General features: G+C 71.1%; 22 protein-coding genes and 1 riboswitch. Of the genes, 13 read left to right on the top strand and 9 right to left on the bottom strand.

The window, feature by feature from the left end:
* Positions 1–38: 38 nt before the first annotated feature.
* Both G401_RS0135745 and G401_RS0135740 read left to right on the top strand, forming a co-directional pair.
* Positions 39–1,448, top strand: coding sequence for a PI-PLC domain-containing protein (locus G401_RS0135745; RefSeq protein WP_027346257.1), 1,410 nt, complete (start codon positions 39–41; stop codon positions 1,446–1,448).
* Between the two features lie 431 nt (positions 1,449–1,879).
* A complete protein-coding gene (locus G401_RS0135740) occupies positions 1,880–3,394 on the top strand; it encodes a class I SAM-dependent methyltransferase (RefSeq protein WP_027346256.1) in 1,515 nt (504 codons plus the stop codon).
* 61 nt (positions 3,395–3,455) lie between these two features.
* On the opposite strand, the gene G401_RS0135735 is transcribed toward G401_RS0135740, so the two are convergent.
* Entirely contained in the window at positions 3,456–5,456 is a 2,001-nt protein-coding gene (locus tag G401_RS0135735; protein ID WP_027346255.1) for a beta-1,3-glucanase family protein, read from the bottom strand.
* Positions 5,457–5,698: 242 nt separating this feature from the next.
* Between G401_RS0135735 and G401_RS0135730 the strand changes: the two genes are divergently transcribed.
* Positions 5,699–6,136: an adenylyltransferase/cytidyltransferase family protein gene (locus G401_RS0135730; RefSeq protein ID WP_034594115.1), complete on the top strand. Its 438-nt coding sequence runs from the start codon at positions 5,699–5,701 to the stop codon at positions 6,134–6,136.
* On the opposite strand, the gene G401_RS50785 is transcribed toward G401_RS0135730, so the two are convergent.
* From G401_RS50785 to G401_RS55275, 4 genes are all read right to left on the bottom strand, one after another.
* Positions 6,117–7,505 carry an FAD-dependent oxidoreductase gene (locus tag G401_RS50785; RefSeq protein WP_051367691.1) on the bottom strand — a complete coding sequence of 463 codons (1,389 nt, stop codon included), beginning with the start codon at positions 7,503–7,505 and terminating at the stop codon, positions 6,117–6,119. The two genes, G401_RS0135730 and G401_RS50785, sit on opposite strands and share 20 nt — an antisense overlap.
* A gap of 120 nt (positions 7,506–7,625) precedes the next feature.
* Positions 7,626–8,300 carry a hypothetical protein gene (locus tag G401_RS0135720; RefSeq protein ID WP_027346253.1) on the bottom strand — a complete coding sequence of 225 codons (675 nt, stop codon included), beginning with the start codon at positions 8,298–8,300 and terminating at the stop codon, positions 7,626–7,628.
* Positions 8,301–8,414: 114 nt separating this feature from the next.
* Positions 8,415–8,981, bottom strand: a complete 567-nt coding sequence (locus G401_RS0135715; protein WP_027346276.1) for a hypothetical protein — start codon at positions 8,979–8,981, stop codon at positions 8,415–8,417.
* The gene (locus G401_RS55275) at positions 8,962–10,146 is read right to left on the bottom strand and encodes an MFS transporter (protein WP_084558001.1); all 1,185 of its coding nucleotides are present in this window, start codon (positions 10,144–10,146) and stop codon (positions 8,962–8,964) included. Before G401_RS55275 ends, G401_RS0135715 begins: the two co-directional genes overlap by 20 nt.
* Positions 10,147–10,197: 51 nt before the next feature.
* Here G401_RS55275 and G401_RS0135705 point away from each other — a divergent pair, with 51 nt between their 5' ends.
* Entirely contained in the window at positions 10,198–10,563 is a 366-nt protein-coding gene (locus G401_RS0135705; protein ID WP_027346252.1) for a MerR family transcriptional regulator, read from the top strand.
* 47 nt (positions 10,564–10,610) lie between these two features.
* Positions 10,611–10,737: riboswitch (FMN riboswitch) on the top strand.
* 94 nt (positions 10,738–10,831) lie between these two features.
* Positions 10,832–11,530 carry a nicotinamide mononucleotide transporter family protein gene (locus G401_RS0135700; RefSeq protein WP_027346251.1) on the top strand — a complete coding sequence of 233 codons (699 nt, stop codon included), beginning with the start codon at positions 10,832–10,834 and terminating at the stop codon, positions 11,528–11,530.
* A 118-nt stretch (positions 11,531–11,648) separates the two neighbouring features.
* Here the strand turns inward: G401_RS0135700 and G401_RS53755 are convergent, their stop codons facing one another.
* Entirely contained in the window at positions 11,649–12,386 is a 738-nt protein-coding gene (locus G401_RS53755; protein ID WP_051367682.1) for a tetratricopeptide repeat protein, read from the bottom strand.
* 60 nt (positions 12,387–12,446) lie between these two features.
* Between G401_RS53755 and G401_RS0135690 the strand changes: the two genes are divergently transcribed.
* From G401_RS0135690 to G401_RS0135670, 5 genes are all read left to right on the top strand, one after another.
* Positions 12,447–13,037, top strand: coding sequence for a DUF2625 family protein (locus G401_RS0135690; protein WP_027346250.1), 591 nt, complete (start codon positions 12,447–12,449; stop codon positions 13,035–13,037).
* Between the two features lie 35 nt (positions 13,038–13,072).
* The gene (locus G401_RS0135685) at positions 13,073–13,807 is read left to right on the top strand and encodes an SDR family oxidoreductase (RefSeq protein WP_027346249.1); all 735 of its coding nucleotides are present in this window, start codon (positions 13,073–13,075) and stop codon (positions 13,805–13,807) included.
* Between the two features lie 186 nt (positions 13,808–13,993).
* A complete protein-coding gene (locus G401_RS53750) occupies positions 13,994–15,100 on the top strand; it encodes a hypothetical protein (protein ID WP_157546709.1) in 1,107 nt (368 codons plus the stop codon).
* Positions 15,097–16,548 (top strand): NADH-quinone oxidoreductase subunit NuoF family protein, encoded by a 1,452-nt coding sequence (locus G401_RS0135675; RefSeq protein WP_034594113.1) that lies wholly within the window; start codon positions 15,097–15,099, stop codon positions 16,546–16,548. The genes G401_RS53750 and G401_RS0135675 overlap by 4 nt, the downstream gene beginning before the upstream one ends.
* Positions 16,549–16,677: 129 nt before the next feature.
* Positions 16,678–17,805 carry a GH12 family glycosyl hydrolase domain-containing protein gene (locus G401_RS0135670; RefSeq protein WP_027346247.1) on the top strand — a complete coding sequence of 376 codons (1,128 nt, stop codon included), beginning with the start codon at positions 16,678–16,680 and terminating at the stop codon, positions 17,803–17,805.
* A gap of 130 nt (positions 17,806–17,935) precedes the next feature.
* Here G401_RS0135670 and G401_RS0135665 read toward each other — a convergent pair whose 3' ends face one another.
* Positions 17,936–19,021, bottom strand: coding sequence for a LacI family DNA-binding transcriptional regulator (locus tag G401_RS0135665; protein ID WP_084558000.1), 1,086 nt, complete (start codon positions 19,019–19,021; stop codon positions 17,936–17,938).
* A 207-nt stretch (positions 19,022–19,228) separates the two neighbouring features.
* On the opposite strand from G401_RS0135665, the gene G401_RS0135660 reads away from it, so the two are divergent.
* Both G401_RS0135660 and G401_RS0135655 read left to right on the top strand, forming a co-directional pair.
* The gene (locus tag G401_RS0135660) at positions 19,229–20,518 is read left to right on the top strand and encodes a glycoside hydrolase family 6 protein (protein ID WP_211240941.1); all 1,290 of its coding nucleotides are present in this window, start codon (positions 19,229–19,231) and stop codon (positions 20,516–20,518) included.
* A 624-nt stretch (positions 20,519–21,142) separates the two neighbouring features.
* On the top strand, positions 21,143–22,519 hold the full coding sequence (locus G401_RS0135655) for a M36 family metallopeptidase (protein ID WP_034594112.1): 1,377 nt from the start codon (positions 21,143–21,145) through the stop codon (positions 22,517–22,519).
* Positions 22,520–23,012: 493 nt separating this feature from the next.
* On the opposite strand, the gene G401_RS0135650 is transcribed toward G401_RS0135655, so the two are convergent.
* Positions 23,013–23,492, bottom strand: coding sequence for a CGNR zinc finger domain-containing protein (locus G401_RS0135650; RefSeq protein ID WP_027346243.1), 480 nt, complete (start codon positions 23,490–23,492; stop codon positions 23,013–23,015).
* Positions 23,493–23,558: 66 nt separating this feature from the next.
* Here G401_RS0135650 and G401_RS53745 point away from each other — a divergent pair, with 66 nt between their 5' ends.
* On the top strand, positions 23,559–24,056 hold the full coding sequence (locus G401_RS53745) for a putative glycolipid-binding domain-containing protein (RefSeq protein ID WP_051367675.1): 498 nt from the start codon (positions 23,559–23,561) through the stop codon (positions 24,054–24,056).
* Positions 24,057–24,162: 106 nt separating this feature from the next.
* Here the strand turns inward: G401_RS53745 and G401_RS0135640 are convergent, their stop codons facing one another.
* Positions 24,163–26,886, bottom strand: a complete 2,724-nt coding sequence (locus G401_RS0135640; protein ID WP_027346242.1) for an AAA family ATPase — start codon at positions 26,884–26,886, stop codon at positions 24,163–24,165.
* Positions 26,887–26,933: the final 47 nt, after the last annotated feature.

The raw sequence follows: 26,933 nt of genomic DNA, 5'->3' as shown, positions 1-26,933 counted from the left end.
AGATTTCCTTCACCGTCACGGCGTACCGTCCGGGGTTTGTGAGAACCCTCGCCGCCGCGCTCGCCGCGGCCCTGCTGCTGGCCGCCCCCACCCCCGCGGCCGCCGCCCTGCCGGGCGACGACCTGCCGTTCGCCTCGGCCGTCTTCCGCGCCACCCACAACAGCTACTCCGGCAACGTCGACGGCGCCAAAGGTTCCATCACCTACCAGCTCGACAACGGCGTACGCTTCCTCGAATTCGACATACACGACAACGGGTACGCGTCCACACTGGACTACGCCGTCGGCCACGACGCGCCGGGCGACAAGGTCGACCACACCGGCAACCCGTCGACGAACAACCTCCGGGCCTGGCTGCAGACGGTGGCCGCCTGGTCGGCCGGGCACCCCGACCACGCACCCCTGCTCGTGATGCTGGACCTCAAAGACGACCTCACCGACAACACCTCGTACGCCGCCGGCAACCTGGCCGCCGTCAACCAGGAACTGTCGGACGCCTTCGGCGCGCAGCTCCTGCTGGCCAAGGACGTCCCGGGCACCCTCGGCACGATCGGGTCGCTGCGCGGCCGCGTCCTGACCCTGCTGTCCGGCGACGCGGGTACGCGATCCGCGTACAAGGCCGACACGGGAGCGAACCCCGCGGTGGCGATCAACGCCCGGGGCCAGGTCGTCGAGGTGCACGACTCCGGATCCGGAACCCTCTGGTACTGGAGCGGCGCGTACGGCGCCGACGGACGCGTCACCTGGCTGCGCCACGGCCGGTACGACTCCGGCACCACCCCGGCGATCGCCTTGAACGACAACGGATACCTCGTCGAGGTGCACAAGTCGCAGAGCGCGAGCACCCTCTGGTACCACGTCGGCCAGATCACCGCGGACGGCGACATCGCCTGGTCGGCGTCGCACCAGTACGACAGCGGCGTCCTGCCCTCCATCGCCTTCGTCGGCCCGGGGTCCACCGCCGTCCGGGAGATCCACCGCAGCCAGTCGAACTCCCAGAACTGGTTCTGGGACGGCACCCTGAACGCGTCGGCCGGGACGGTCACCTGGAACACCGGTACGCACGCCAAGACGTCCGACGCCCGATACGCCACGACTTCCTCGGCCAGCAGCGTCGGCCGGGTGACCGTCTCCGTCGGGTCGGACGGGTATCTGCGCGCGGCGACTGATCGGGTCGGGGCCACGCGGATCAGCTACCAGCAGATCGCGTTCGACGAGTACCAGGCCGGGGATTCGGCGTTGCTCCAGGAAGGTGCCTTGTTCTACGCGGCGGTGGCGACGAACAAGTCGTTCATCACGTCGTCGCGGGCGGCCGGAAAGATCGTCCGCGGCTGGGACTTCGACGACGCGAGCCTGGCCACGACGCCGATCGAGAACTACCCCGCGACGAACAACCCGTGGTCCTCCTGGTACTCGACCCTCCTCGCGGCGAACTCGGCCGTCCAGTAGCGGTTCCGGTTCGGAAAGGAAGATCGTGATCGAATACCGCTATTACGGCACTGCGATGCCGATCCCCTTGATCAAATACCGCTATTCCGGCAAGAGAGCGCTTTCCTGCAGTATTGACGGTATTTGATCACGCCGGGAGCGCCGGAAGTGCCGTGATAGCGGTAAACGATCACCGGCCGCAGGGCCGTCGGCTTGATCAAGGCGCGAAAGCTTGATCAAGTACCCGGATGCTGTCAAAAGCGGCCCGTTTTTGCAGATCCCCGGCTCTTGATCAAGCAATGGAGATCCACTTCTACAGATTCCGGGTACTCGATCACCGCCGGCCACTCCGCCGACAACACGGATCCGAAGCAGGCCTCGGAAATCGTCGTCGCCCACCTGCTCCCGTTACTATTCGCGGCGCAAGTATTCCCTGCTCAGGAGGTGCTCTTGTGACGTATGTACTGTTTCCCGGCCGCCACCACCTGCTGACCAGGTTCCAGGAAACGTATCTGCGCGGCCTCGCCGAAGCCGACGGCACCACGATCGTCTGGGCCGTCACCTCCGCGAACCACGAGAACACCAGGCGCAACCCCGTCCCGTTCCACCGGCGCGAGGCCGCGATCGAGCGGTTCTCCCTGCTCGCCGGCTTGCGCTCGCTGGTCGTGCCGATCTTCGACGCCGCGCCCACCGAACGGTTCGCCGAGGTCACCCTCAAGAACATCGACGTGTACGCGGGCCTGCACCTTTCCCCCGACGACACGATCGTCGCGTGCTCGACCCCGGCCGTGTCGGCGCTCTATGAACGGCTGGGTTTCGACATCGCCTGGGTCGAGGCGGATCCCGCCCACCGGCCGGAGCCCGAGCGCCCCTGGGACGTCCTGCTGAGGCTGGCGTCCGGCGATCCGACGTGGCAGGAGCTGGCTCACCCCGCCACCATCGACGTGTACGCGCGCTACCAGCTCGCCGATCTCGTCCGGACGGTCGTCAACGATCCGGTCGTCGGCGACGAGGGCGGTCTGACGGCGACCCGGGACTACCGGACGTACATCGACGCGTTCGCCGACGGGGCGGCCCGCAAGTGGCAGCTCGTACGCCCGCACGTCCGCCCCGGCCGCATCGTCGACATCGGTTGCGGTGCGGGTGCCGTACTGGAGCAGGCCGACCGGGACGACACGTTGCACGAGAGCGACCTGATCGGCGTCGAGGTCGCCCGCCACCTGTACGAGGAGTGCCGGCACAAGAAGGCGCAGGGCGCGTACCGGAATCCGAACGTGTTCTTCTACCACCGCAACGTGCTCGGCGGCGCCGTCCTGCAGCCGCGGTCGATCGACACGACGATGACGTTCTCGCTGACCCACGAGATCTGGTCGTACGGCAACCGGCGGGAGTCCCTGCTCGCGTTCGCCCGGGCGATCTACGAGCACACCGTGCCCGGGGGTGTCTGGATCAACAGCGACGTCTGCGGGCCGACGGGCAAGGATCGGCCGGTCGTGCTGCGTCTGTCCACTGACGACGGAGACAATCCGGCGAAGCCCCGGCCCGATCTCGCTTCGCTGTCGTCGGCGGAGGTCGCGGCGTACGTGCGGGGGTTGTCGACGCGCGCCCGGTTCGACCAGTACGCCGTCGACTTCGCGTTCGAGGTCGCGTACGAGGCGGCGGCGGATCCCCGGGACGTGCAGCTGTCGCTGGGGGCGGCGATGGACTTCCTGACCCGCAAGGATTACACCGACAACTGGCTGTCGGAGACCCGGGAGCAGTTCTGCGGCCTGGAATTCGCGGACTGGATCGCGCTGCTGGCCGAGGCGGGCTTCGAGATCGACGCCGCCTCCGCGCCCAGCCGCAACGACTGGATCGTCGCCAACCGCATCGCGCCCGTCGCCTCCCTGCGTACGCCGGACGGCGAAGCGGTCGACTGGCCGGAGACGCACCTGCTGTTCATCGCCCGCAGGCCCAGGAACAGCTGAGCGACCCGAGCACGGCGGAGAAAGGGGCTGGGCTGGCCAGGGCCGGCCCAGCCCCCGTCGCTCAGGAGAGGGCGAACTTCTGCGCCCCGCTCCCGTTGCAGTCCCAGATCTGCAGCCGCGTCCCGTTCGCCGTGCTGCCGCTCGGGGAATCCAGGCAGCGGCCCGACTGCGGGTTCAGAAGCGAACCGTTCGCCTGCTGCTGCCAGGTCTGTGCACCGGTGCCGTTGCAGTCGTACAGCTGCACCTGCGTGCCGTTGGCCGTTCCGCCCGCCACGATGTCGAGGCAGCGGCCCAGCGTACGCAGGGAGTTGTTGGACTGGTGGAACCAGTGCTGGTCGACGGCGCCCGCCTGGCAGTCCCAGAGCTGGACCGCCGCGTTGTTGCCGCCGGTGTCGTCGGCCGCGACGTCCACGCACTTGCCGCCGGGGCCGAGGATCGGGCCGCCGCCGTTGGCCGAGAACTTCTGCGCGGCCGAGCCGTTGCAGTCCCAGATCTGCAGCCGGGCGCCGTTCGCCGTGCTGCCGCTGGGCGAGTCCAGGCACCGCCCGGACTGCGGGTTGCGCAGCGAGCCGTCGGCCTGCTGCACCCACTTCTGACCGCCGACCCCGTTGCAGTCCCACAGCTCGACCTGGGTGCCGTTCGCCGTACCGTTGCCGTTGACGTCCAGGCAGCGGCCCAGCGTCGACAGCGAGTTGTCGGCGTTGTGCGTCCAGTGCTGGTCGACCGCGGTCGCCTGGCAGTCCCAGAGCTGCGCCGCCGTGCCGTTGCCGCCGGTGTCGTCGCCGGCGATGTCGACGCACTTGCCGCCGGGACCGGTGATCGTGCCGGCTGTCGCCGGAATCGTGCCGCCACCGGTGCCACCGCCGCCGCCCCCGGTGAACGGGCTCAGGATGATGCTTGCCGAGCGCGGATCGCCGTCGTTCACGAGCGACTCGAAGTTGCCGACGTCGTCGAACGGGAACGCGTACGCCTTGCCGTCCAACATGTTCGCGTGGATGATCTTCGCGTACTGGTCGGCGGGGCTGTTGGTGTAGAACTGCGCGGCGTTGGTGCTCGGCTGGGTGTCGACCGTGCCGAGGGTGCCGCGGGTGAGCGCCGCGCACAGCGTACGCGCGATCGGCCCCACGACCTGGTCGTTGGGCGCGTTGAGGTTGCCCGCGCAGCCCCACACGTCGGCGCTGGACGGCCGGTTGAACGAGGCGACCTGGGCGCCGGACGAGTTGGTGAAGTTCATGACCGTCCCGCTCGTACGCCCGAAGTACTTGGTGTTGGGCTGGTCCGAGAACGGCACCACGGTCAGGGTCTTCGACGCGTACGCGCTCCACGCCGAGTTGATGTAGCCGTCGTAGTAGGTCGAGCTGAACAGGCCCGCCCCGGCCGCCTTGCCCGGCGCCAGGACGCGCAGGACCGTGCCGTCCGACCGGGAGTAGACCGTGTTCGCCCAGCCGGACTGGCCGCGGATCCCGTTGATCACGGCATCCCGGCCGTTCGCGACCAGTTCGCCGGAGCGCTTCGTCGCGCCCGCGCTGTTGGTCACGGTGACCACGTGGGGCACCGCGAACATGTCCACCTGGGAGCTGTTGAGCCACAGCCCCGCGTCGTTGTAGGTGAACTCGCTCCAGTCGAACAGGATGTTCTGGTTGGCGTCGCCGGCCGCCCAGGGCGCGGGCTGCACCAGCCCGTCCGGGGTCAGGAAGAACTGGAGCTTCTGGCCGAGCGAGAAGTAGACGCGGCCGGAGAAGCCGCGCGGGAAGCGGATCGTGGTGCTGCCGCCGTTGCCGGGGCCGCCGATCGACACGTCGGGCGCGGGCGACGGCGGGAGCTGGCCGCCGCTCCACGCCGTGAAGGCGCCGGCGGAGTTGACGTAGCCGAGCCGGCCGCTGGACAGCTGTACGCCGATCACGTACAGGTAGACGGCGTCGCCGCGGCCGGTGCTGTTGGTGACCGTGACGGGGAGCGGGTCGGGCCCGACGGCCAGGGCCGGCCCGGACGGCGCGAGCGCCAGCGGGACGGCCAGGACGGTCGCGGCCAGCGCGCCGGCGACCCGGATGCGGGTACGCATGAAGCCCTCTCAATCCGGAACTGAAGCGGATCAGGGCCGGCCGGGGGACGAACGGGGACGGAGCGGGGGCCGGACCCTGTGGGGGACGTCCGCTCACCAGGGGGGACTGGGGAGCGCTCTCACCTCACGGGCCACCAGGGCTGGAGCCGTGAGAGAGCGCTCTCACAGTACGATCGCGGCACGGGCGAGTCAATAGACTGTTAGCAATGCTTCCGAATTCCGGATTCGGGTAAGCTCACCCGATGAGTCGTACGGTCGCCGTGGTCAGCGGCTATTTCAATCCGCTGCACGTGGGGCACGTCCGCATGATGCGCGAGGCGAAGGCGCTGGCGGATCTGCTGATCGTCATCGTGAACAACGACGACCAGCAGGTCCTCAAGAAGGGCCGGGTGATCATCCGCGAGGCCGATCGCGCCGAGGTCGTCGAGAACCTGCGCGTGGTGGACAAGGTCCTGCTCGCGACCGATCTGGACGGATCGGTGCGGCGTACGCTCGCCGAGATCCGCAAGCTGCACCCCGACGACCGGATCGTCTTCGCCAACGGCGGCGACCGCAGCGCCCTCGCCACGATCGCCGAGGCGGACGTCTGCGCGGAGCTGGGCATCGAGATCGCCTTGGGCATCGGCGGCACCGACAAGGCCGACGCCAGCTCGCGCATCATCAGCGAACTGGGCGTGTAGCCGCGCCGACGGCCTGCCGGCCCGCCACTCGCGACACCTCGGCCGCCGGCCGCCGGCTCCCCCGCAGCACGCGCGCCACGATCCCCGGCGCGAACAGCGACGGCGGCGCCGCCATCAGGTTCGCCACCCGCAGGAACGCCCGCCCCACCACCGCGTCGCCGACCGCCGCCCGATGCACCTTGCCGATGTACGCGTTGATGAACGCCGTCTTGCGCGTACGCGGGCCGAGGACGTGCTCGAAGCGGAGGTCCCCGCCGACCGCGATCTCCCACGGGGTGTCGATGAGCTTCGCGGCCTTCCGGTAGAACCGTTGCGGCAGACCGGCGACGCCCTTCGCGAGGCAGTCCCGCAGGGTCAGCGCCTCGGCTGCCGCGACCGTCATCCCCTGTCCGTACGCGGGATTGAACGCGCACACGGCGTCCCCTGTGGACACCAACCCCTCGGGCAGCCGGCGGGCGTCCTCATACCGCCGGCGTACGCTGACCGGCAGGCGCATCCGGTGCGGTTCCCCGATCGGCTCGGCGTTCGCCAGGATCTCGTGGACCCGGGGGTCGGGCAGCCGCCCGGTGAACGCCACGAACTCATCGAGCTCGGCCGGCAGCGTGATCCCCGGACCGCAGCCGAGCAGCGTGACCTGCCAGCGGTCGCCCTCGACGGCGATGGCCACCACCCCGAACGGCTGGCCGGGCCAGGGCGCCTGCACGAGCGCCGCGTACGGGGACGCGCCCGGCGTACGGCGGAATTCACGGGTCACGTAGACCATGTGGGCGTCCACGCGCTCCTCGGCGGCGGGCTCGTAGCCCAGCTCGGCAAGCCAGGTCGGGCCGCGGTTGCCCCGGCCGGTCGCGTCGACGACCAGGTCCGCGGCCAGCTCCTCGACCGCGCCGCCGAGCGGCTGGATCCGGGCACCCGTGACCCGCGTACCGTCCGGTGTGGACAGCAGGCCGACGGCCTCGTGCCCGGCCCGGATCTCGACGCCCGGCAGCGCCGCGACGCGCTCCCGGATGTAGCCCTCGATCGCCGGGCGGCTCAGGCACAGCCCGCGCAGGCCCGACTCCGCTCCGCGCAACTGGTTCCCGTCCGAGATCCACAGCGTGTCCCGCTGGATGTCCACCGGAATGCCGCCGAGCGCGACCGTGTCGGCCGCGAAGTCCGCGAACAGCTCCTCCAGCGCCTCATAGCCGCGCGCCAGCAGGCCGTGCCCGTGCTCCCCCTGCGGAACGCAGCGCCGCGGCACCGCGGCCACCGGCAGCTCGTCCCGGTCGACGACGATCACGCTCTCGAACACATCCGCGAGTACGCGCGCCGCGAGCAGTCCCGCGACGCTGGCGCCGAGAACGACGGCCCGGCCCTGACGACGGTGTGACATGACACTCCTCCTGCCTCACAAAAGGCAGACCCGGCGCCCGCCCGTCTCCAGGAGACCGCGTACGCCGGGGGTGGGGCATGAGTAGCCGATGCTCAATTGCCGTCCGAGGAGCCCGCGCCACTACGCGGCCCGTTGGTACTCGCGTTTGCTGTCGTCGGCGGTGAGGACGAGATAGCCCGCGCTGCATTCGTACTGCAGGCTGGTGGTGGTTCCCGCGACCGTGACCGTGTTCGTGGACGAGCTGTCCTTGCCGAAGAGGAACCCCCCGTCCTTGTGCTCGTGCAGCTCGCTGGCGACCTCTCCCGCGACGCCCTTCAGCACCATGCGCCCCTTGCCGGCGGTGACGTCGAAGCCGGCGGTCCCGGTGAGGACCATGGTGAAGTCCGACCCGTTGAGGCTCTCGGCAAGCGTCGGACGGGTGTCGAGCGTCTGCGTGGCAGTTCCGCCGGCCGTGAAGGTCAGGCGAAAACCGTCGCCCGACCTGAGCTGCATGTACAACGTCAGGTCGTCGTCGACCTTGACGTACGAGGAGTAGGACAGCCCTTTCCAGATGCCGACCAGGCACGGGTCGACGGCGCCGGTCGTCGACGGGCTCGGCTTCGCGGCAACGGAGGAAGCCGCCGACGCAGCGGCCGCCGGCCGGTCGTCGGTGCTGATGAACTTGGTGAAGACCGCCACCGCCGCCGCGCCGACGGTCGTGAGAACCGCGCTGATCACCGCAATGCCGAGCGGGCTGCGCGCCCAGCCTCGTGCCGCCGGCCCGCCGTCGGGCTGCTCCGTCGCGCTACGCTCCATGGCGCGAGGGTATCCGGCACCCTCGATGCCAGCCATCGAACGAAGGGTCGCATACCCGTCGCTTCGGCAGGCTGCTCGTCCATGGTGATCCGATGCCGCGGACGGCAACGGAGATCACTTCATGTATCTCAGCATGCCCACCTCGGGATCGAGCGCGCCGTCCTGTCCCAGCGCGATGAAGTCCGCCTCCACTTCCGAGCGCCGGAGGGTTCCGCGGCGGACGGCCGCGTACCGCACGGCCGACCAGAGGAAGACGTCGAGATTGTCGAAGCGGGTCCCGCCCTCCAGGACCTCCTCCTCGTGGAACCAGATCGCCACCTGCCCGTTGGCGAGGACCGTGTAGAGATTGCCGCCGCCGTCCGCGCCGATCGTGTAGACGTCCTCCTCCGAAACCTCGGTCTCGTAGTCGGAGTCCACGATGCCGCAGTCGTTCTCGGCGAACCCGAAACCGTAGGACCAGTCGTGGACGTCCAGGAAATTCGGCATCGCCCCCGACCGGACGCGCCGGTCGAGGGCGGTGAGCGCGGCGGCGCCGTCGGGCGGCAGCCGGTCGAGGAGGCCGTCCACGGAACGGGTCTCCGCCGGGATCTCGATCCGCGGCTCGTCCGGCAACCAGCGGGCGAGGTCGGCGTCGAGGTCGCGGTCGGCGTACCCGCGAAGGTCAGTGAGAGTCAGCGCCATCGGCGGATCGTAGTCCCCGGCCCACGAGCAGCACAGCGGCCAGGGCGGCGAAGGCCGTACCGATCGCCGGCAGCGTACCGGTCCCCCACTGTCCTACGACGACACCGCCGACGACCGCCCCGGCCGCGATACCGGCGTTGAGCACGGTGACCGCGATCGCCCCCGCCGCGGTCTCCTGGCCCGGCGTGGCCACCCGCATCAGCCGGGTCTGGAACACGGGCGGGATCAGGCCGATCAGCGCACCCCAGAAGGCGAGCACCACGCCCGCGACGACGAGCCCCGAGGAGAGGAACACCAGCAGCGCCAGCGCCGCCGCGAAGACCGCGGCCGACCACCCCAGCGCCTGCCGGGGGAACCGGTCGGACAGCGGGCCCGCCGCGGCCGTCCCGGCCAGGCCGCCCAGGCCGAAGACCAGCAGCAGGGCCGCGCGTACACCTGAGGCGTAGTGAGGTTCGAGCAGGGGTGAGATGTACGTGTAGATCAGGAAGTGGCCGATGAGCAGCGTGCCCGTGCCGACGGTGACGGCCAGGACCGCCCGGTTGCCCCGCCCGGTACGCGGACCCGGCGCGGGCGCGTCGGGCAGCTTCAGCGCGCGGACCGCGACGGCCGCGGCGACCAGGACCGCGGCGAGGATCCCGAACGACGCGCGCCAGCCGACCGCGGCGCCGATCACCATGCCGATCGGGATGCCGACGATGCCCGCGAGGGTCGGGCCGGCCGAGACGATGGAGATGGCCCGACCGGTCAACCGGGGCGGCGTGAGCGCGGCCGTCGTGGGCATGAGCAGCGACCAGAACAGCCCGTGGGCGGCCGCCGCGACCATCCGCGCGCCCAGCGCCCACCCGTAGGTCGGCGCGACCGCGGTCCCGGCGACCGCGACGGCGAAGACCACCAGCACCAACGGAAGCAGCACTCCCCGCGGTACGCGCCGGGTGGCCTTCGTCAGCGGAACGCTCGCCACGGCGACGGTCAGCGCCCACGCGGCGACCAGCAGCCCGGCCGCCGACGCGCTGACGTGCAGCCCGTCGCCGATCTCGACGAGCAGGCTGGCCGGCAGCATCTCGGCGGTGACCGAGGCGAAGGCGGCGGCGGACAGCACGAGCAGCGGTCGCCAGGGCAGCCGGTCAGCGGTCACGGGGGTTTCGGTGATTACTTGCACGCTCATGTGGTCGACGATAAAGTCTCACACTAGTGAGAGGGTCAAGGTGAGTGTGCGATGAAAATCGGCGAGCTGTCGCGGCGTACCGAGGTGCCGATCCGGATGCTGCGCTACTACGAGGAACGCGGCCTGATCCAACCCACCCGGACCAGCAACGGCTACCGCGCGTACGCCGAGACGGACGTGGCCCGGGTGGGCACGATCACCAGCCTGGTCCGGTCGGGGCTGACCACCAAGCTGATCGTCTCGATGCTGCACGAGGACGGGCCCACCGCCGCCGACACGGCTTCGGAGCAGGAACTCGTCGAGCTGCTGCGGGTCGAGAAGGAGAAGCTGGAAGCCAAGATCGCCTGCATGACGCTCAGCCGCGACACCATCGAACGCCACCTCGAACGCCTCGGCACCACCGCCGGCCGGGTGTGACCGACGCCATCGGAAACAACCGGCACGCGGTGCGATACTGCGCTTCGACGTGCTCCGGGGTCGGTGAAAGTCCGAACCGGCGGTGACAGTCCGCGACCCGGCCGCAGCCAGCGGCCGGTTGACCCGGTGAAACTCCGGGACCGACGGTGAGAGTCCGGATGGGAGGAAGCACGCGACGACGGTGTCGGCCATGGGCCGGGGCCGGCGTCCCGCGTTCCCTGCGAAGGGTGCCCCGGGCCTGATCGCTCCTCGATCGAAAGGGCCCACCATGAGTGTTCTGCACCAGCTGTTCGACGCGCAGCTGACCGTGTTCGGTCAGCACATCCTGTGGCGCGAGGTCGTCGGCAACGTCTTCGGTTTCGCCTCCGCGATCGGCGGCCTGCGCCGCCGCGTGTGGGCGTGGCCGGCCGGGATCGTCGGCAATCTCCTGCTGTTCACGGTGTTCTTCGGGGTGGCCTTCGGCAACCCGCAGGCCATGACCCTGTTCGGCCAGGCCGGCCGGCAGATCTTCTTCATCCTCACCTCGGTCTACGGCTGGTGGCGCTGGTCGGCGAGCCGCGGCCAGGACCGGAGCGCCCCGGCGATCGTGCCCCGCTGGGCGACCGGCCGGGAACGGCTGGCGCTGCTCGGCTTCTGGATCGCCGCCGTGATCGTGGTGCAGCAGGTGTTCTTCTGGTTCGGGGCGGGCTGGCCGGCACCCCGCTGGTACTTCTGGTCCGACGCCTGGATCTTCGTCGGCTCGATGGTCGCCGCGTACGCGATGGCCCGCGGCTGGAACGAGTTCTGGGCGGCCTGGCTGGCGGTCGACGCGGTCGGCGTACCACTGCTGATCAAGTCGCACTTCTACCCGTCGGCGGTCCTGTACGCGATCTACGCCGGGCTCGTCGCGTACGGCTTCAGCGTCTGGCTGCGCACCACCCGCGCCGCCGCTCCCCAACCGTCCACCTTGGACAGCGTCCCCGCCTAGGCCCTCCTTGGCGCCCTCATGATCCCGTTTGGATCAGGGAAATCACCCGAATCATGGCCCATGATTACGTGCGAAAACCTGATCCAAGCGGGATCTTGCCGCGGGCCGCGGGGGCGGGTCAGTTGCGCTGGGCGAGGACGAGGTCGAGGATGCGGCGGGCTTCCGCGTCGCCGGCCTGGGCCGCTTCGGTGAGGAACCCGACCGCCTGCTCCTGCCCGTCCTCCGCGAACAGAGCGAGGATCGCCCCCAGCATCGTCCCGGCCCGGGCGTCGCCGCCGTCGAACGCCCGGCGCAGCGGTTCGGCCAGGCGCAGCAGGTGGCTCGTCGCCTCCTCCTGCCCGCCGCCGTAGGCCCGCAGGTACCAGTCCGCGGCCGCCACCGGCTCGTGCAGGTAGTAGGCGTGCAGCTGGCCGAGGTCCGCCATCGCCTGCGCGTCGCCCGCCGCGGCGGCCTTGCGCCAGAAGCGCTCCGCCGTGGTCAGGTCGGTCGCGCGCCCGTCCCCGGCGGCGTACATCATGCCGGCCATCCGCCAGCCGGGCGCGTAGCCGAGGTCACCTGCCCGCTCGTACCACTCCAGCGCGCGGTCCGCGTCATGGCGCACGCCGCGTCCCTGCCCGTACAGGGCACCCAGGTTGTACGCGGCCTCGCCGCTGCCCAGCCCGGCCGCGCGCTCGTACAGGCGGGCCGCCTCGGCGGGATCCTCGGGGCGGCCCTGCCCGTTGCTCGCCATCCGGCCCAGCGCCAGCAACGCCCGGTGATCGTCGCCGGCCCCGGCCAGCACGCGCAGCGCTTTCGCGTAGTCTCCCTGATCAGCCAGGAAGACCCCCATCTCGTACGCCATCTCGTCGGCAGCCATGCCGGCCACCTTATGCCGACGGGCCGGAAATCGCGGGGCACCCGTGCCATGATCGCCGGCATGACCGAAGCCTGGCCCGAGATCCTCGCGGTCGTCGCCGCCGCCCCGTACCCCGTCGAGGTGGTCCCGGCCAACCCCGGGACCGGCCGCCGTTGCCGGGAACGCCTGGAAATCACGACACGCTCGTGGCTCGGTTCCGTGGCCGCGTACGCCGGGGGCATCCTGGTCGACCACGGCTGGCTGCGGGTGCTCGGCAGCGGCGCGCCGGGGTGGGTCGCGCTCGCGACGCGGCCGGACCCGGAGATCGGCGGCATCACCGTCGGCTACGACGTGCTCGGCGGCCGATTCCACTGGGGACAGAGCACTCCGGACGCCCGGCCGACCGTCCACTACTACGGCCCGGATACGTTGAGCTGGCAGGATTTGGAGCTCGGCTACGCGGACTGGCTGCGGGCGGTGCTGTCCGGCGCGCTGACCGAGTTCGCCGCCCCGCTGCGCTGGCCCGGCTGGGAGGAGGAGGTGGGCGTCCTCGCTCCGGATCAGGGAGTGATCTCCTATCCGCCGCCCTCGACCCGCGAGGGGAAGAACCTCGCCGACGCGACCAGATCTCCGGCACCGCTGCTCCAGATCGTCGCCTTCCACAGCGCTTGACGGGTTGTGCCCGGAGTGCGTCGTAAGGTGTGGGAATGGCCTCCATCCTGGTCACCGGCGGCACCGGAACCCTGGGCCGCCCGCTCGTCGAGATCCTGCGTCTCGCCGGCCACGACGTACGCGTCTTCAGCCGCGCCGCCGGCGGCGATCTGAGCACCGGCGCCGGACTGGACGCGGCCCTGGCCGGCGGCCCCGTCGTGGTCCACTGCGCCTCCGACACGAAGCACGCCGGCAAGTCCGATGTGTACGCCGCCCGCAACCTCGTACGCGCGTCCGGCCTGGCCGGCGTACCGCATCTGGTGTACATCTCGATCGTCGGCATCGACCGCATCCCGTTCGGCTACTACACCCGGAAGCTGGCCGTCGAGCGGCTGATCGAGGGCGGCCCGGTGCCCTGGACGATCCTGCGGGCGACGCAGTTCCACGAGCTGATCGACGGGATCGCGGGCACGTTGAGCAGATCGCCCGTCATGCCCGTGGTGAAGGGCGTCGGATTCCAGCCGATCGCCGCCGCCGAGGTCGCCGCGATGCTCGCCGAACTGGCCGAGGGCGAGCCGATGGGCCGCGTACGCGACGTGGGCGGTCCCGAGGTCCGGTCGCTCGGCGACCTGGTCGACGCGTACAAGAAGGGCAGGCGGAAGCGGCGGCTGGTCGTGACGCTGCCCGCCTGGGGAAGGCTCGTGGGATCCCTGCGGGCGGGCGCGAACCTGGCGCCGCAGGACGCGGTCGGCCGGCAGACGTGGACGGAGTACCTCCACAGCGCACGGTAGACGGTCCGCACCCGTACGTGAGCCATCCTCAAGAGATGGTTAAGGCACGGTGATGGCTCGCGCCGCGGCCTTGTTCCGACCCCGCCGATCGGCCAGAATTCCCCCGAACAGCCGACCCACTGGGGTCCGATCGCAGGACTGGGGGCCATGGCGAGAGCGCAGCGGACCGTGACACGGTTCCGGACGGTGACACGTTGGCTCGGCGGGATGCTGCTCTTGGCGGCGCTCTTGTCCTTCACACCGCCGGGCGAGCGGATTCTCGCCGGTTGCCACCACTTCCTCGATTACTACGCCGGGGTCTTCTGCCTGGTCTCGCTGTCGGTCACGGTGATGGCCGGGGTCGCCGCGACCGACCGGCTGGTCCTGCTCATCCGCCATCGCGTCCTGCTGCAGGCGGCGCACCGGTCCACGGCCCTCGCCGCCGTCGTCTTCCTCGGCCTGCACATCGCGATCAAGGTCGTCGAGGGGCACATCCGGATCCTCGACGTCCTCGTCCCGTTCCTCGCGTCCTACCACGCGACCGTGCTGGGCCTCGGCACCGTCGCCGCGTACGGACTCGCGCTCGCGGCCTGGACCGGCGTCATCCGCGGCCGGTTCGCGGCCACCTCCCGGCCGTGGTTGTGGCGGGTGCTGCACAGCGTCGCGTACGCGTCGTGGCCGGCCGGGATCGTCCACGGGCTCGCGTCCGGCCGGTCGCCGAAGAGCTGGGTGACGGCCGGCTACGTGATCTGCGTGATCCTCGTGGCGGTCGCCCTCCTGGTCCGGCTGAGCGTGGCCTGGGGGCGCCGGCAGCGTACGCCGAAGGCCCAGGTCACCGCGACGCTGCCGAGGATCGGCGCGACCGGGACCGGCCCGGTTCCCGTGCAGGGCTGGGGGCACGCCGCACCCCGGCAGCGCGCCGTACCCCGCCAGCGGGCCGCGACCCGGCCCGCCCACCGACCGACGCCGGGCGGGCCGATGCCACCCCCCATGGCACCCCCCGTCTCGCCCGGCGTCCCACCTATGGGGCCGCCGCCGGAGCCCCGCCGGCCCGCCGCCGACCGCCGGCCCGGCCTTGACCGGCGATCCGGCTTCGACTCCCGCCCCGGCGACCGGCAGTCCCTCGACCGGCAGTCCCTCGACCGGCAGCCCCTCGACCGGCAGCCGGGTTTCGACCGGCAGCCCACGTTCGCCGACCGGCAGCGGCCGCCGAGCGTACGGCTGCCCCGGCCGGTGGAGGAGCGGGCGCGCAGGTACGAGAGCGTCTCCGACGACGAGTTCTGGGCGCACCTGCGCGGGGAGGAACTGCGGTGAACCCACCGGACGTGGTGAGCCTCGGCCCGGCCCGGCTCACCGCCGGGCTCGACCGCGCCGGCCGGCTCGACCTGCGCCAGCACCACGCGATCCACGGCAGCCTCGCCCCGCTCGGCGCCGACGCCCTGCTCGCCCTGGCCGAGCAGATCAAGCTGTGCGGCCGCGGCGGCGCCGGCTTCCCGTTCGCGAAGAAGCTGAAGGCGGTCCTGGAATCGGCGTACCAGCGGGGCGGCGAGACCGTCGTGGTCGTCAACGCGACCGAGGGTGAACCCGCCAGCTGGAAGGACAAGGTCCTGCTGGCGCGGGCCCCCCATCTCATCCTCGACGGCGCCGCCCTCGCCGCGTACGCGCTGCGGGCCTCGGAGATCGTCGTCGGCATCGCCGATGACGGGGTCGCCGGCCGGTCGCTGATGCGCGCCCTCGACGAACGCCGGATGCCGGCGCCGACCCGGGTCGTGACGGTGCCGCACAGGTTCATCTCCGGCGAGGGTGGCGCCCTGGTGCGCGGGATCAACGGCGAGTTCCCGATCCCGCCCGGCCGCAAGACGCGGGCCAGCGACACCGGCGTACGCGGTGCGCCGACCCTGCTGTCCAACGCGGAGACCTACGCCCACCTGGCGATCGGCGCACTGCACGGCCCGGCGGCGTACGCGTCCCTGGGCACCGAGGACGAGCCGGGAACCGTCCTGCTCACCGTCACCGGCGCCGTACGCCGTCCGCTCGTCGTCGAGACGCCGGCCGGTTCGCCCTTCGCGGACGTGCTGGACGTGTGCGGCGCGGATGCCGCTTCCGGCGTACTCGTGGGTGGGTTCCACGGAAAGTGGATCACCGGTGCGGGTGCCGCTGCCGCGGAGGTCTCGCGCAAGGGTTTCGCCGCGGTGGGCGGCGTGCTGGGCGCGGGCATCGTCGTGCCGCTGGGCGCCGGGACGTGCGCGATCGGCGAGACGGCGCGGGTGCTGCAGTATCTGGCGGGCCAGTCCGCCGGCCAATGTGGACCGTGCCGGCTCGGCCTGCCGGACGTGGCGCGGGCGATGACCTCCCTCTCCTCCGGCGGTGGCGGCTCGGCCCTCGACACCGTGCGCATGGCCGCCGGCGCGGTACGCGGCCGCGGCGCCTGCAGCCACCCGGACGGCACCTCGCGATTCGCGATCTCCGCGTTGGAGACGTTCACCGAGGACCTGTCCGCCCACGTGCTGCACGAGGGCTGCGGCAAGCCGGTGAAGGGCGTGCTGCCGATCCCCGGTTCGGAGGCCCAGAGCGGCCGGCTGACCGTGGACTGGACGCGGTGCGACGGGCACGGCCTCTGCGCGCACGTCGTACCCGAGCTGATTCGCTTGGACCCCAACGGTTTCCCGGCCTTCCCGGACGCACCCGTGCCACCCTGGCTGCAGCCCGGCGCCCGCAAGGCGATCGCCATGTGCCCGGCCCTCGCCCTGCGCCTGCGCTAGCCGTAACTTTCACACGCATCGACGGTCTGACCAGGCCGGAAGTTGTCGAAACTATCGATGATGACTAGTCGCGTACGCGCCGGGAATACGGTCACCCCTGCCCACACAACTCGTCCTGCGAGGAGTGACATGTCCCGAATGCGTACCCTGGTGATCACGGGTGTGCTCGGCGTAGCGTCCGCCCTGACCGCCGTGGTGATGGCACCGTCAGCGCACGCCGACACGCAGATCTGTGATCAGTACGGCTCCACGACCATCGGCGGCAAGTACGTCGTCCAGAACAACCGGTGGGGCACCAGCGCCACCCAGTGCATCAACGTCACCAGCACGGGCTTCTCGATCGTCCAGCAGGCCGGTACCGGCAACACGAGCGGTGCGCCCGTCTCCTACCCCTCGGTCTTCCTCGGCTGCCACTACAGCAACTGCAGCCCCGGATCGCCGCTGCCCGCCCAGATCAGCAAGATCAGTGCGGCGAACACCAGCATCTCCAACAGCTACCCGGGCTCCGGAACGTACGACGCGTCGTACGACATCTGGCTGAACGCCGACACGAACGTCAGCGGCGTACAGGACACGGAGATCATGGTGTGGCTCCACCACACCGGCTCCATCCAGCCGATCGGCTCGCAGACCGCCACCGTCAGCATCGCGGGCCGCTCCTGGGCCGTCTGGACCGGCAACAACGGGTCCAACAACGTCGTCTCCTACGTCCAGTCGGGCATCTCCAGCCTGAGCTTCGACGTGATGGACTTCGTCCGCGACACCCTCAACCGCGGCAGCCAGTACGGCAACAGCTCGTGGTACCTGACCAGCATCCAGGCGGGCTTCGAGCCCTGGGTCGGCGGCGTCGGCCTCGCCGTGAACAACTTCTCGGCGAGCATCACCACCGGCGGCGGTGGCGGCACCAGCCCCAGCCCGCAGCCCAGCACCAGCCCCACGGGCGGCGGCGGCACAGGTTCCGGCTGCGCGGCGACCTTCAAGGTCACCAACTCGTGGCAGGGCGGCTTCAACGCCGACGTCACCGTCAAGAACAACGGCAGCGCCACCCTCAACGGCTGGACCGTCAAGGGCACGCTGCCGAGCGGCGTCAGCATCGCGAACCTGTGGAGCGGCGTACTGACGACCAGCGGCCAGAGCATCACCGTCAAGAACGTGAACTACAACGGCACGCTCGGCGGCGGGGCCTCCACCTCGTTCGGCTTCACGGCCAACGGGACGGCACCGGGATCGCTCGCGCTGACCTGCACCAGCCCATAGGCAGATGGGCAAGCCCAGCCCGGAAGCCCCGCGCTTCCGGGCCGCAAGATCCCGTTTGGATCAGGTTTTCGCACGTAATCATGGTCCATGATTACGGTGATTTCCCTGATCCAAACGGGATCTTGGCGGGTCAGGCGGACTTGCGGATGATGAGTTCGGTCTTGAGGACGTCGACACCGCCGGTCGCGGCCAGCACCCGCCGGGCCGCCAGGGCGGCCAACTCCTCGATCGGCTGGCGTACCGTCGTGAGGTCCATCTGGCGGGCCAGCGGATGGTCGTCGAAGCCGACCACCGCGATGTCGTCCGGCACCCGCCGTCCCGCGCGGCGCAGGGCGCGGATCGCCCCGGTCGCCATCAGGTCGGACGCGACGAACACCGCGTCGAGGTTGGGCCGCTGGTCGAGCAGCCGCTGCATCGCGTGCGCCGCCGACGCCTGGCCCCAGTCCCCGTACGCGACGGGAAGATCCACGACACCGGCAGCCCGCATGGTTTCGCGGTAGCCGGCGAGGCGGTCGGCGCCGGCCCCGGTGTCCGGCGGCGCGGCGATGTGCGCGATCCGTTCGCGGCCGGCGGCCAGCAGGTGTTCGACGGCGGCTCGGGCACCGCCCCGGTTGTCGGCGTCGACATAGGGCACGGTGGACGGTTGCAGCGGCCTGCCGATGACGGTCAGCGGCAGGCCGAGGGTGGCCAGCGGTCCGGACAGCGGCAGCGGGCCGTGGTCGGCGACGAGGATCGCGCCGTCGACGTGGCGGCCCGAAAGGTATCGGGCCACCGTCTCGATGGACGGTCCGGTCGCGTTCATGACCAGCATCGGTACGCCGGACCGGGCCAGTTCCGCCTCTGCCGCGCCGAGGAAGCGTTCGAAGAACGGCTCGTTGAACACCCGGCGGTGGCCGGCGTGCAGGACGGCGGCGACGGCGCGCACCGGCTGGTGGGTGTGGCCCCACGCGGCGCGGTGCCGGCGGTAGCCGAGGCGGCTGGCGGCCGCGCACACACGCTGGTACGCGTCCGTGCTCACCCGCGTCGAACTGTTCAGTACGCGGGACGCGGTCGCGATGGACACCCCGGCCTCGGCCGCGACTTCGGCGAGGGTCGCACCCGGCGCGTCAGTGGTACGACCGGCGAGGGGTGAGTGGATGGACGGGTCGAGTGGACGGTCGGCGGGGGCCCGGTCGGCGATGGGCGGGTCGACGATGGAAGCGCTCCCAGAGGGCATGCGATCGAGGGTAGCCAACGTCGGGCCGGGACGGAAGCACTCATCGAAACACGTTCGACGCAGCTCGATCACGTTGTGTGTAACTTCCATGGTCACGGGCGTTTCCGTCCGTTCACACGGTTGACACGATCCCGGCGCGCTTCGAGTATGGCCGATGGGAGCGCTTCCATTCGGCCCCCTCCCGTCCATCGTCGACAAGGAGAACGTGTGCCCAGTTCCTCCCTCCGCCGCACACTGACGGCGGCCGCCCTCGCCGCCGCGGTGGGCCTCGCGACCACGGGCACCGCCTGGGCCGGCAGCACGCCGTCGCCCGGGCGTACGCTCGCGCCCGGCACCCGGTTCTACGTGGACCCGGACAGCAAGGCGGCCCACCAGGCGGTGACCGACCTGCGCGACCGGAACTTCGCCGGCGCGCTCGGCATGGCGAAGCTCGCCACCTGGCCGCAGGCGGCCTGGTTCACGTCGGGATCGCCGGCCGAGGTCAAGACCCAGGTCAAGGACCTCGTCCGCAAGGCCGCCCGGCAGCACGCCGTCCCCGTGCTGGTGGCGTACGACATCCCGCTGCGGGACTGCTCGCAGTACTCGTCCGGCGGCGCACAGTCCGACGCGGAGTACCAGGCCTGGATCGCCGCGCTCGCGAGTGCGCTCGGCACCGGGCAGGCCGTCGTCATCCTCGAACCGGACGCGCTGTCGAACCTGCCGTCGGACTGCGGACCCTCGTCCGACCCGACCGGCGAGATCAGCGCGAACCGGATCGCCGACATCAACTACGCGGTCAACGTCCTGGAGGCCCAGCCGGGCGTCTCCGTCTACCTGGACGCGGGCCACAGCCAGTGGCACTCGGTCGGTGACGCCGCGACCCGGCTGCTGCAGGCGGGCGTCGCCAACGCCCAGGGCTTCTTCCTCGACGTGTCCAACTTCGAGCCGACGGCCCAGCTCGACCAGTACGGCACCTGGATCTCCAAGTGCATCTGGTTCGCCACCAAGGGCCCGGACTGGGCGCGGGGACACACCGACTGGTGCGCCAGCCAGTACTACTCCGGCGCCGCCCCGAACGACGGGCAGCCCGGCAACTCGGTGAACCCCAAGGACGCGAGCACGTGGCACTGGACCGACCTGTGGTTCGACCAGAACGCCGGCAACCCGCCGGCGGCCGAACTGACCCACTTCGTCGTGGACACCAGCCGCAACGGCAAGGGCGGCTGGACCCCGGCGCCCGGCGCTTACACGGGTGACGCCCAGACGTGGTGCAACCCGCCCGGCCGCGGCATCGGCGAGCGTCCCACCGCGAACACCGGCGTCGCGCTCGTCGACGCGTACCTGTTCGTGAAGACGATCGGCGAGTCCGACGGGCAGTGCAGCCGCGGCACCGGCGGGACGATCGACCCCGAATACGGGATCGTCGACCCGGCGGCCGGCGCCTGGTGGCCGGCCCAGGCACACGGGCTGGTCGCCAACGCCAGCCCGGTCCTCACGTTCAACCCGCACCTGTTCTGATCCGACTTCTGATCCGACTTCTGATCCGACATCGCACAACCCGGCCCGGCCCGCGCGTCCCTGCGGGCCGGACCGTTTGTGGTTGTAGGTTCGACGGCCTTCATGATCATGTGATGCGTATATGTCGCCAGGCAGGGGTTTTCGACATATCCGCATCACATGATCAAGGCCGAGCAGTCGTGAGCCGTCGCCGGGCGACGATGAACGATGCTTCGCCCCACTGTGCTGGCAGTGCAGGCCTCGGAGCGCAGCGGAGAGGCCGTAACGGTCTCCCGCGCGAGGAGCGGAGGTGAGATCGACGAACCCGGGACAGAATCTTCAAAAAGATCTTGACCTTCCGTCCCGCGGAGGATCAACGGACCCCGCGAGCCTACTGCGGGCTGGACTGGAAGGTTGTTGCTGGGCCCGCCCTTCGGGCGGTGCCGGGCACTCGGCCCCATAGTGCAACGTCCGTCAGCACAGAGAGCAACAATTACTTCGTATTTGTTGATCTTGCACTGCCGGACGTCGCGGGCCGAGTGCGGGGCCAAGACCACCGCCGTTTTGTTTTGACGGCGCCGACTATTAATCGTTACATCTCTATGTGAGGATGCGATAGATCTCCCTCTTACCCCTGGAGGTATCGTGTTCTCTCGTTCGTTCGTGGCCGCTACCGCGGCTGCGGTCCTTGCCGTCACCGGGCTGAGCACTCCGGCCCACGCGGCGAAGTCCCCCGACGGGCTTATGCTGGTCGCCACGCACCAGTCTCTCCTGGGTACGCATACCTGGTACCAGCAGACCTATTCCGGCATTCCGGTGCTGGGCGGGTTCTACGCGACGCACACCGACAGCCGGACCGGCACCGTGTCCACTGACGACGGACGGGTGGCCGTGAGCGGCGTACCGGCGCTGACGGCGACCTTCGGCTCGGATCGGGCCCGGGCCCGGGTGGCGGGGGCCGCGCTGCGTACCGGGCTGGTCATCGTGCCGGGCGCGCACGCCACGCTCGCCTGGGAACTGCTCTCCGACCGCTCCGGCCGCAGCGTGCGTACGCTGGTCGACGCCCGGTCGGGGGTGCTGCTCAAGGAGGAGCCGCTGGTCAAGGAGGCCACCGGGACGGGCAAGGTGTTCGAGCCCAACCCCGTCGTCACGCTGCAGAACGAGGGCCTGACCGACAACGGGAACAAGGACTCGGCGACGTTCACGCCGGCGTACAAGACCGTGACGCTGACCCAGCTGGACAGCTCCGGCAACCTCATCGGCGCGTACGCGAAGAACACCAGCAGCAGTGCCGTGAACTCCTCGACGCACACGTACAACTACAACCGCTCGCAGAAGCAGTTCGAGCAGGTCATGGGGTACTACCACATCACGCGGGCGCAGGAGTACATCCAGTCGCTGGGCTTCACGAACGTGAACAACTCGGCGCAGAAGTACCGCACCACCGGCCTGACCGACGACAACTCGTTCTACGACCCGTCGACCGACCAGATCACCTATGGCACCGGCGGCGTGGACGACGCCGAGGACGCCGAGGTCATCTGGCACGAGTACGGCCACGCGATCCAGGACGCGCAGGTTCCCGGGTTCGGCTCGACCGAGGAGGCCGGCGCGATCGGCGAGGGCTTCGGCGACTACTGGGCCTTCACCATGTCGGCCGCCGTCAGCACCAGCACCTCGACGACCCCGCTGGCCTGCATCGCCGACTGGGACTCGGTCTCCTACACCTCGGGTACGCCGCACTGCCTGCGCCGGGTCGACGGCACGAAGGTCTACCCGGGCGGCAAGGACGGCGAGGTGCACGACGACGGGGAGATCTGGTCGCGGGCGCTGTTCGACATCTACAACGCGCTCGGGCGTACGCAGACCGACAAGATCATCCTGGAGGGGCAGTTCTCGTTCTCGCCCTCGACGACCATGCCGGCCGCCGCCTCGAAGATCGTGGCCGCCGCGCAGTCGCTGTACGGCACGACGGCCGCGAACGCCGCCACCACGGCCTTCCACAACCGCGGCATCCTGTAGCGGATTCGGGCGGCAGGCACTCAGGCCAGCAGGAGGGCCTGCCGCTCGGCCTTGATCGCCGCGAGCCGCGCACGGGCGGTCGTCTCCCGCCGCTCCAGTCCGTTGACGACGGTCGCCAGAGCCGATTCGTCACCGAGGCCAGCTCCTCCCGCACGGCGGCCAGCCGGTCCTCGGCGGCGAGCGCGCGGAACCGGGCCGCGTCGAGCTCCGCCTGCTCGCGGGCGAGCGCGTCGGCGTGCCGGCCCCGCAGCGCCACGAGGACACGGGTCAACGAGAGACCTTCGAGCCGCGCGACGTCCCGGGCCTCGGCCGCAGCGTCGGACCACAGCCGCTCGATGTATGGGATCAGCCCGCCGATGGCGCGCTGCAGTTCGGCTTCGCGCGCGGTGGCCAGCTCGTGTTCGCGTACGGCGGCGGCCGCGGCGGCCAGCCGGTCTTCCAAGGACTCCCCCGTCATGCCCGGTATTGGAGCACACACGGACAAGATCACCGGCTATTCATCCGACCGGTTACGCTCCCGGTACGCGCGCACCTTGGCGATGGTGCCGCAGGCCCGGCCGTTGGGGCCGCCCGCGTTCATCAGGCACCACCGCTTCTGCCCGTTGCGGCTGTTGTCATAGAAGATCCAGCGGCAGTCGGGGCACGCCTTCAGCCGGTGCCAACTTCCGTCCATCATGGACTGGAGCACGTCGCGGAGGGTCTCCCAGGCCTCGCCCTGTTTGCGGGCCTGCAAGGCGATCCGGCCTTCCCGCACGACGGGGAGCACGCCGAGCCGGTCGATCCACGCGGTCACGAGCAGATCGGCGTCCGCGTCCCGCTCGACCGCCCGGCGCAGGTCGTCGCGCAGGTCGCGCAGGGTCGGCGAACCGTGGAAGCGGTCGGTCGGCGTACGCGTGTCGTTCGGGATCAGCCACGTGTTGAGCAGGGTCCGCACCTGCTCCAGCCCGCCGGGGGCCACCTGGTCGGTCACCATCCGACAACCATACAGATTGACCGCGGTCCGGCCAGGTCGTAACCTGCTAAAAAGAAAGGCGGTTACATGATGCGTACGCAGGTGGTCTGGCAGGCCCTCCGCGAACCCGGGCTGGAACACGTGATCGTGGACGGCACGGACGGCTGGCGGGCGGACGGCAGCGGCATCGCCGTGCACGACGGCCTGCCGGTGCGCTTCGCGTACAAGCTCGTCACGGGGGTTGGCGGTGGGGTCGAGCACTGCGACCTCACCGTCAACGACACCCCGCTGGCGGTCCCGCTGCACGGAACCGAGGATCTCGACATCTCCTTCACCCCGCTGACGAACACCCTGCCGATCCGCCGGTACCGGCTGGCCGTGGGCGAGCGGAAGGAACTCGACGTCGTCTATGTCGACGTGGCGACCACCACGATCCAGCGCAGGTGGCAGTGCTACACCCGCCTGGATACGCGTACATATAGGTATGAATCTCAAGGATTCAGCGCGGTGCTGGCGGTGGACGACGAGGACCTGGTGGAGGACTATCCCGGGCTCTGGCGGCGCAACCCTATCCGCCACCCTTGACCTGCGGGGGAAGCCTTGGGGCCGAAGGCCGTCGATACGACGATGAAAGCGGCATTCCCGCGACGGTGACGGTCGCGGGAAAGAGTCAGCCGGGGCCGGCCCGCTCTCAGCGGGCGGCCGGCTCCGGGCCGAGCACGCCGATCAGCTGCGCCCGGCCGCGGACGCTGTAGCGGCGGTAGAGCCTGGTCAGATTGGCCTCGACCGCCTTGAGCGACAGGTAGAGCGCCGCCGCGATCTCGCGGTTGGTCGCGCCGGCCAGCAGCAGGTCCACGATGCGCTGCTCGGTCGGCGACAGGCCGGCGGCGGGCGCGCCGTCGAGGCGCGCGAGGTCGGCGCGGGCGGACTCCAGCCAGGGAGCGGCGCCGATCGCCGCGTACCGGTCGACCGCCTCGGTGAGCGCGGCCCGGGCGGCCGCCCGGCGGTGGGCCCGGCGTTCCAGACCGGCCAGCGCGTGCCAGGCCCGCGCGATCTCCATCGGGTACGGGTGCCCGGCGTCCTGCGCCAGGGCGGCGGCCAGTTCCGTCGCCGCCGTACGCGCGTCCCCGTCGACCGCCGTGAGGACCGCCCGCGCCCGGGCGAAGCCGAGGCGGACGACGTCGCGGCCGTAGTCCTCGGCGATCGCGGTGATGTCGTCGAGGATCGCCTGCGCCTCGTCGCGGGCCCCGGTCGCGGCCAGCGCCTCGACGAAGTCGGCGTGCCACAGGAACACCACCGGGTCCACGCGGGCGAACCGCTGCTCCAACGCGTACGCCATCCGCATCGAGGCCGCCGCCGCCTCGGGTTCGCCGAGGTAGAGGTGCACCTGCCCGCGGGTCGCGTACGCGGGGCGCAGCCAGTCCTCGTCGCCGGCCGCCCGGCACGCCTCGATGGTCTCGTCGGCCAGCCGCGCCGCCCGGGACCAGGTGCCGGCCATCAGCTCGACGAGCGCGCCGACCATGAGACCGGGGCCGGGAGTGGCCTCCATGTCGACGAACAGCCGCATGCATTCGCGGCCCGCGCGCAGGGCCGGACCGCCCTTGCCGGCCCGGCTGTAGATGGACGCGACCGTGGTGAGCACACTGGACAGATCTCGCACGGTTCCGGTGCGCTGCACGGCCAGGCGCAGCGCCTCGACGTCCCGGACGGCCCGGTCGACCTCGCCGCTGAAGACGCAGGCCATCGCGTACAGCTGGCGGGCGCGGACCACCTCCGGCGTCGGCGTCCGGCCCCGGGCCAGGTACGCCGCCCGTTCCAGCAGGTCGTCAGGGTCCTTGACGCCCAGCGGGCCGTGCAGGTGGGCCCGGCCGGCGAGGGCCTCGATGAGCAGGTCGACGTCTCCGGCCGCCCCGGCGTCGGCCTCCGCCAGCTTGAGATGCTGTTCGGCCTCGCCGAGATCCCCGTCGTAGTACGCCTTCAGGGACTGGTAGAGGCGTACCTTCGCGAGCAGCCCGGGATCGTCCCCGGCGGCCGTGAACGCCGCGTCGAGCAGCCGCCCGGTGCCCGACTGGTCCTGCCCTGCCAGGTCGACCAGGAGCAGCCGCGCGCCCACGTTGACCTTCGCGTCCCCGGCACCGGCCAGGGCCGCCTCGGCCAGCCGCAGGGTGTCCGCGTTCAACCCGGCCGCGTACGCGTGCTGGGCGGCGGCGTACCGGCGGGCGGCGGCCTCGGGGGCTTCGTCGGCGGGGGTCCGGTCGGCGGCGCGCTCGGCCAGCTCGGCCGCCACGGCGGGAGCGCCCCGGCGCAGGGCGACCTCGGCGGCCTCGGCCAGCCGGCAGGCGAGCCCGCTGTCGGGGCCCTGCGTCGCCAGGGCCATGTGCCGGGCCCGCTCGACCGGATCGTCCAGCAGCCGGGCCAGCTCCTCGTGGGCGGCCGCGCGTTCACCGGCGGCGGCGTCGGCGTACACCTGCTCGCGCAGCAGCGGATGGGCGAAGCGCACGAATCCGTCGGGCTCGACCACCACCAGCCCCGCCTCGTACGCGGGCCGCAGGTCGCCGACGAGCGCGGTGGTCGGCCGGGCCGCGGCGGCGGCGCGCAGCAGGCCGGGCCGGGACTCGGCGGGCAGGCTGGCCAGGCGCTGGGCGATGAGCGGCCGCAACCGGTCGGGCACCGGCAGCGGTTCGGTATGCGTGATCGGACCGCCCCGCGCGATGAGGGCCCGGCCGAGTTCGACGGCGAGCAGCGGGTTGCCCTGGCTGGCCTCGTGCACCCGGGCGATCGTGTTCAGCGCCAGCACCGGCCCGAAGCGTTCGCGCAGCACGTCCGCGACGTCGTACTCGGTCAGCGGGGCCAGCGCCAGCTCGACCGCGGGCGCGGGGACGAGATCGAGGTGCATCGCCGTCCGGCCCGGCTCCACCCGCTCGGCGGCGAGCATCCGGATCGGCGCGTCGTTGACCCGGCGGGCCACGAACCGCAGCACGTCCGCGCTCGGCGCGTCCACCCACTGCAGATCGTCGACGACCAGCAGGATCGGCTGCGTGCCGGCCAGCCGGCGCAGCACGGTCAGCACCGCGAGGCGTACCGCCAGCTGGTCCTGGGCCGCGGCCGGCAGCTCGCCGCGCAGCAGCGCGCCCTCGAACGCCGCCCGCAGATGGCCGGGCAGCCCGGCCAGATCCCGCCCGACGACGCCGTCGAACAGGTCCACCAACGTCAGATAGGGCAGCCCCGGCTCGTTCTCGGCGGTCGCCCGCAGCACCCGCGCCCCGGCCGTCGCGGCGTACGCGTCGAGCACCGTGGACTTGCCGATGCCGGCCGGCCCCACGACGACCACACCGCCGGCGTCGGTCAGGCGCGCGCGTACCTCATCGACGACGCTCGCCCGGCCGACCGGGGGACTCTCCAGACGCCCGTGCACACTCCGAGTCTGCCTCCCGCGATCGGTTACCGGGATCACCGGAGGTC

Origin of the sequence: Hamadaea tsunoensis DSM 44101, from assembly GCF_000428945.1 — a bacterium.
GTDB classification, from domain to species: Bacteria; Actinomycetota; Actinomycetes; order Mycobacteriales; family Micromonosporaceae; genus Hamadaea; species Hamadaea tsunoensis.
Note: the sequence above shows the minus strand (reverse complement) of the source record. Positions and strands in the feature narration are given on the sequence as shown.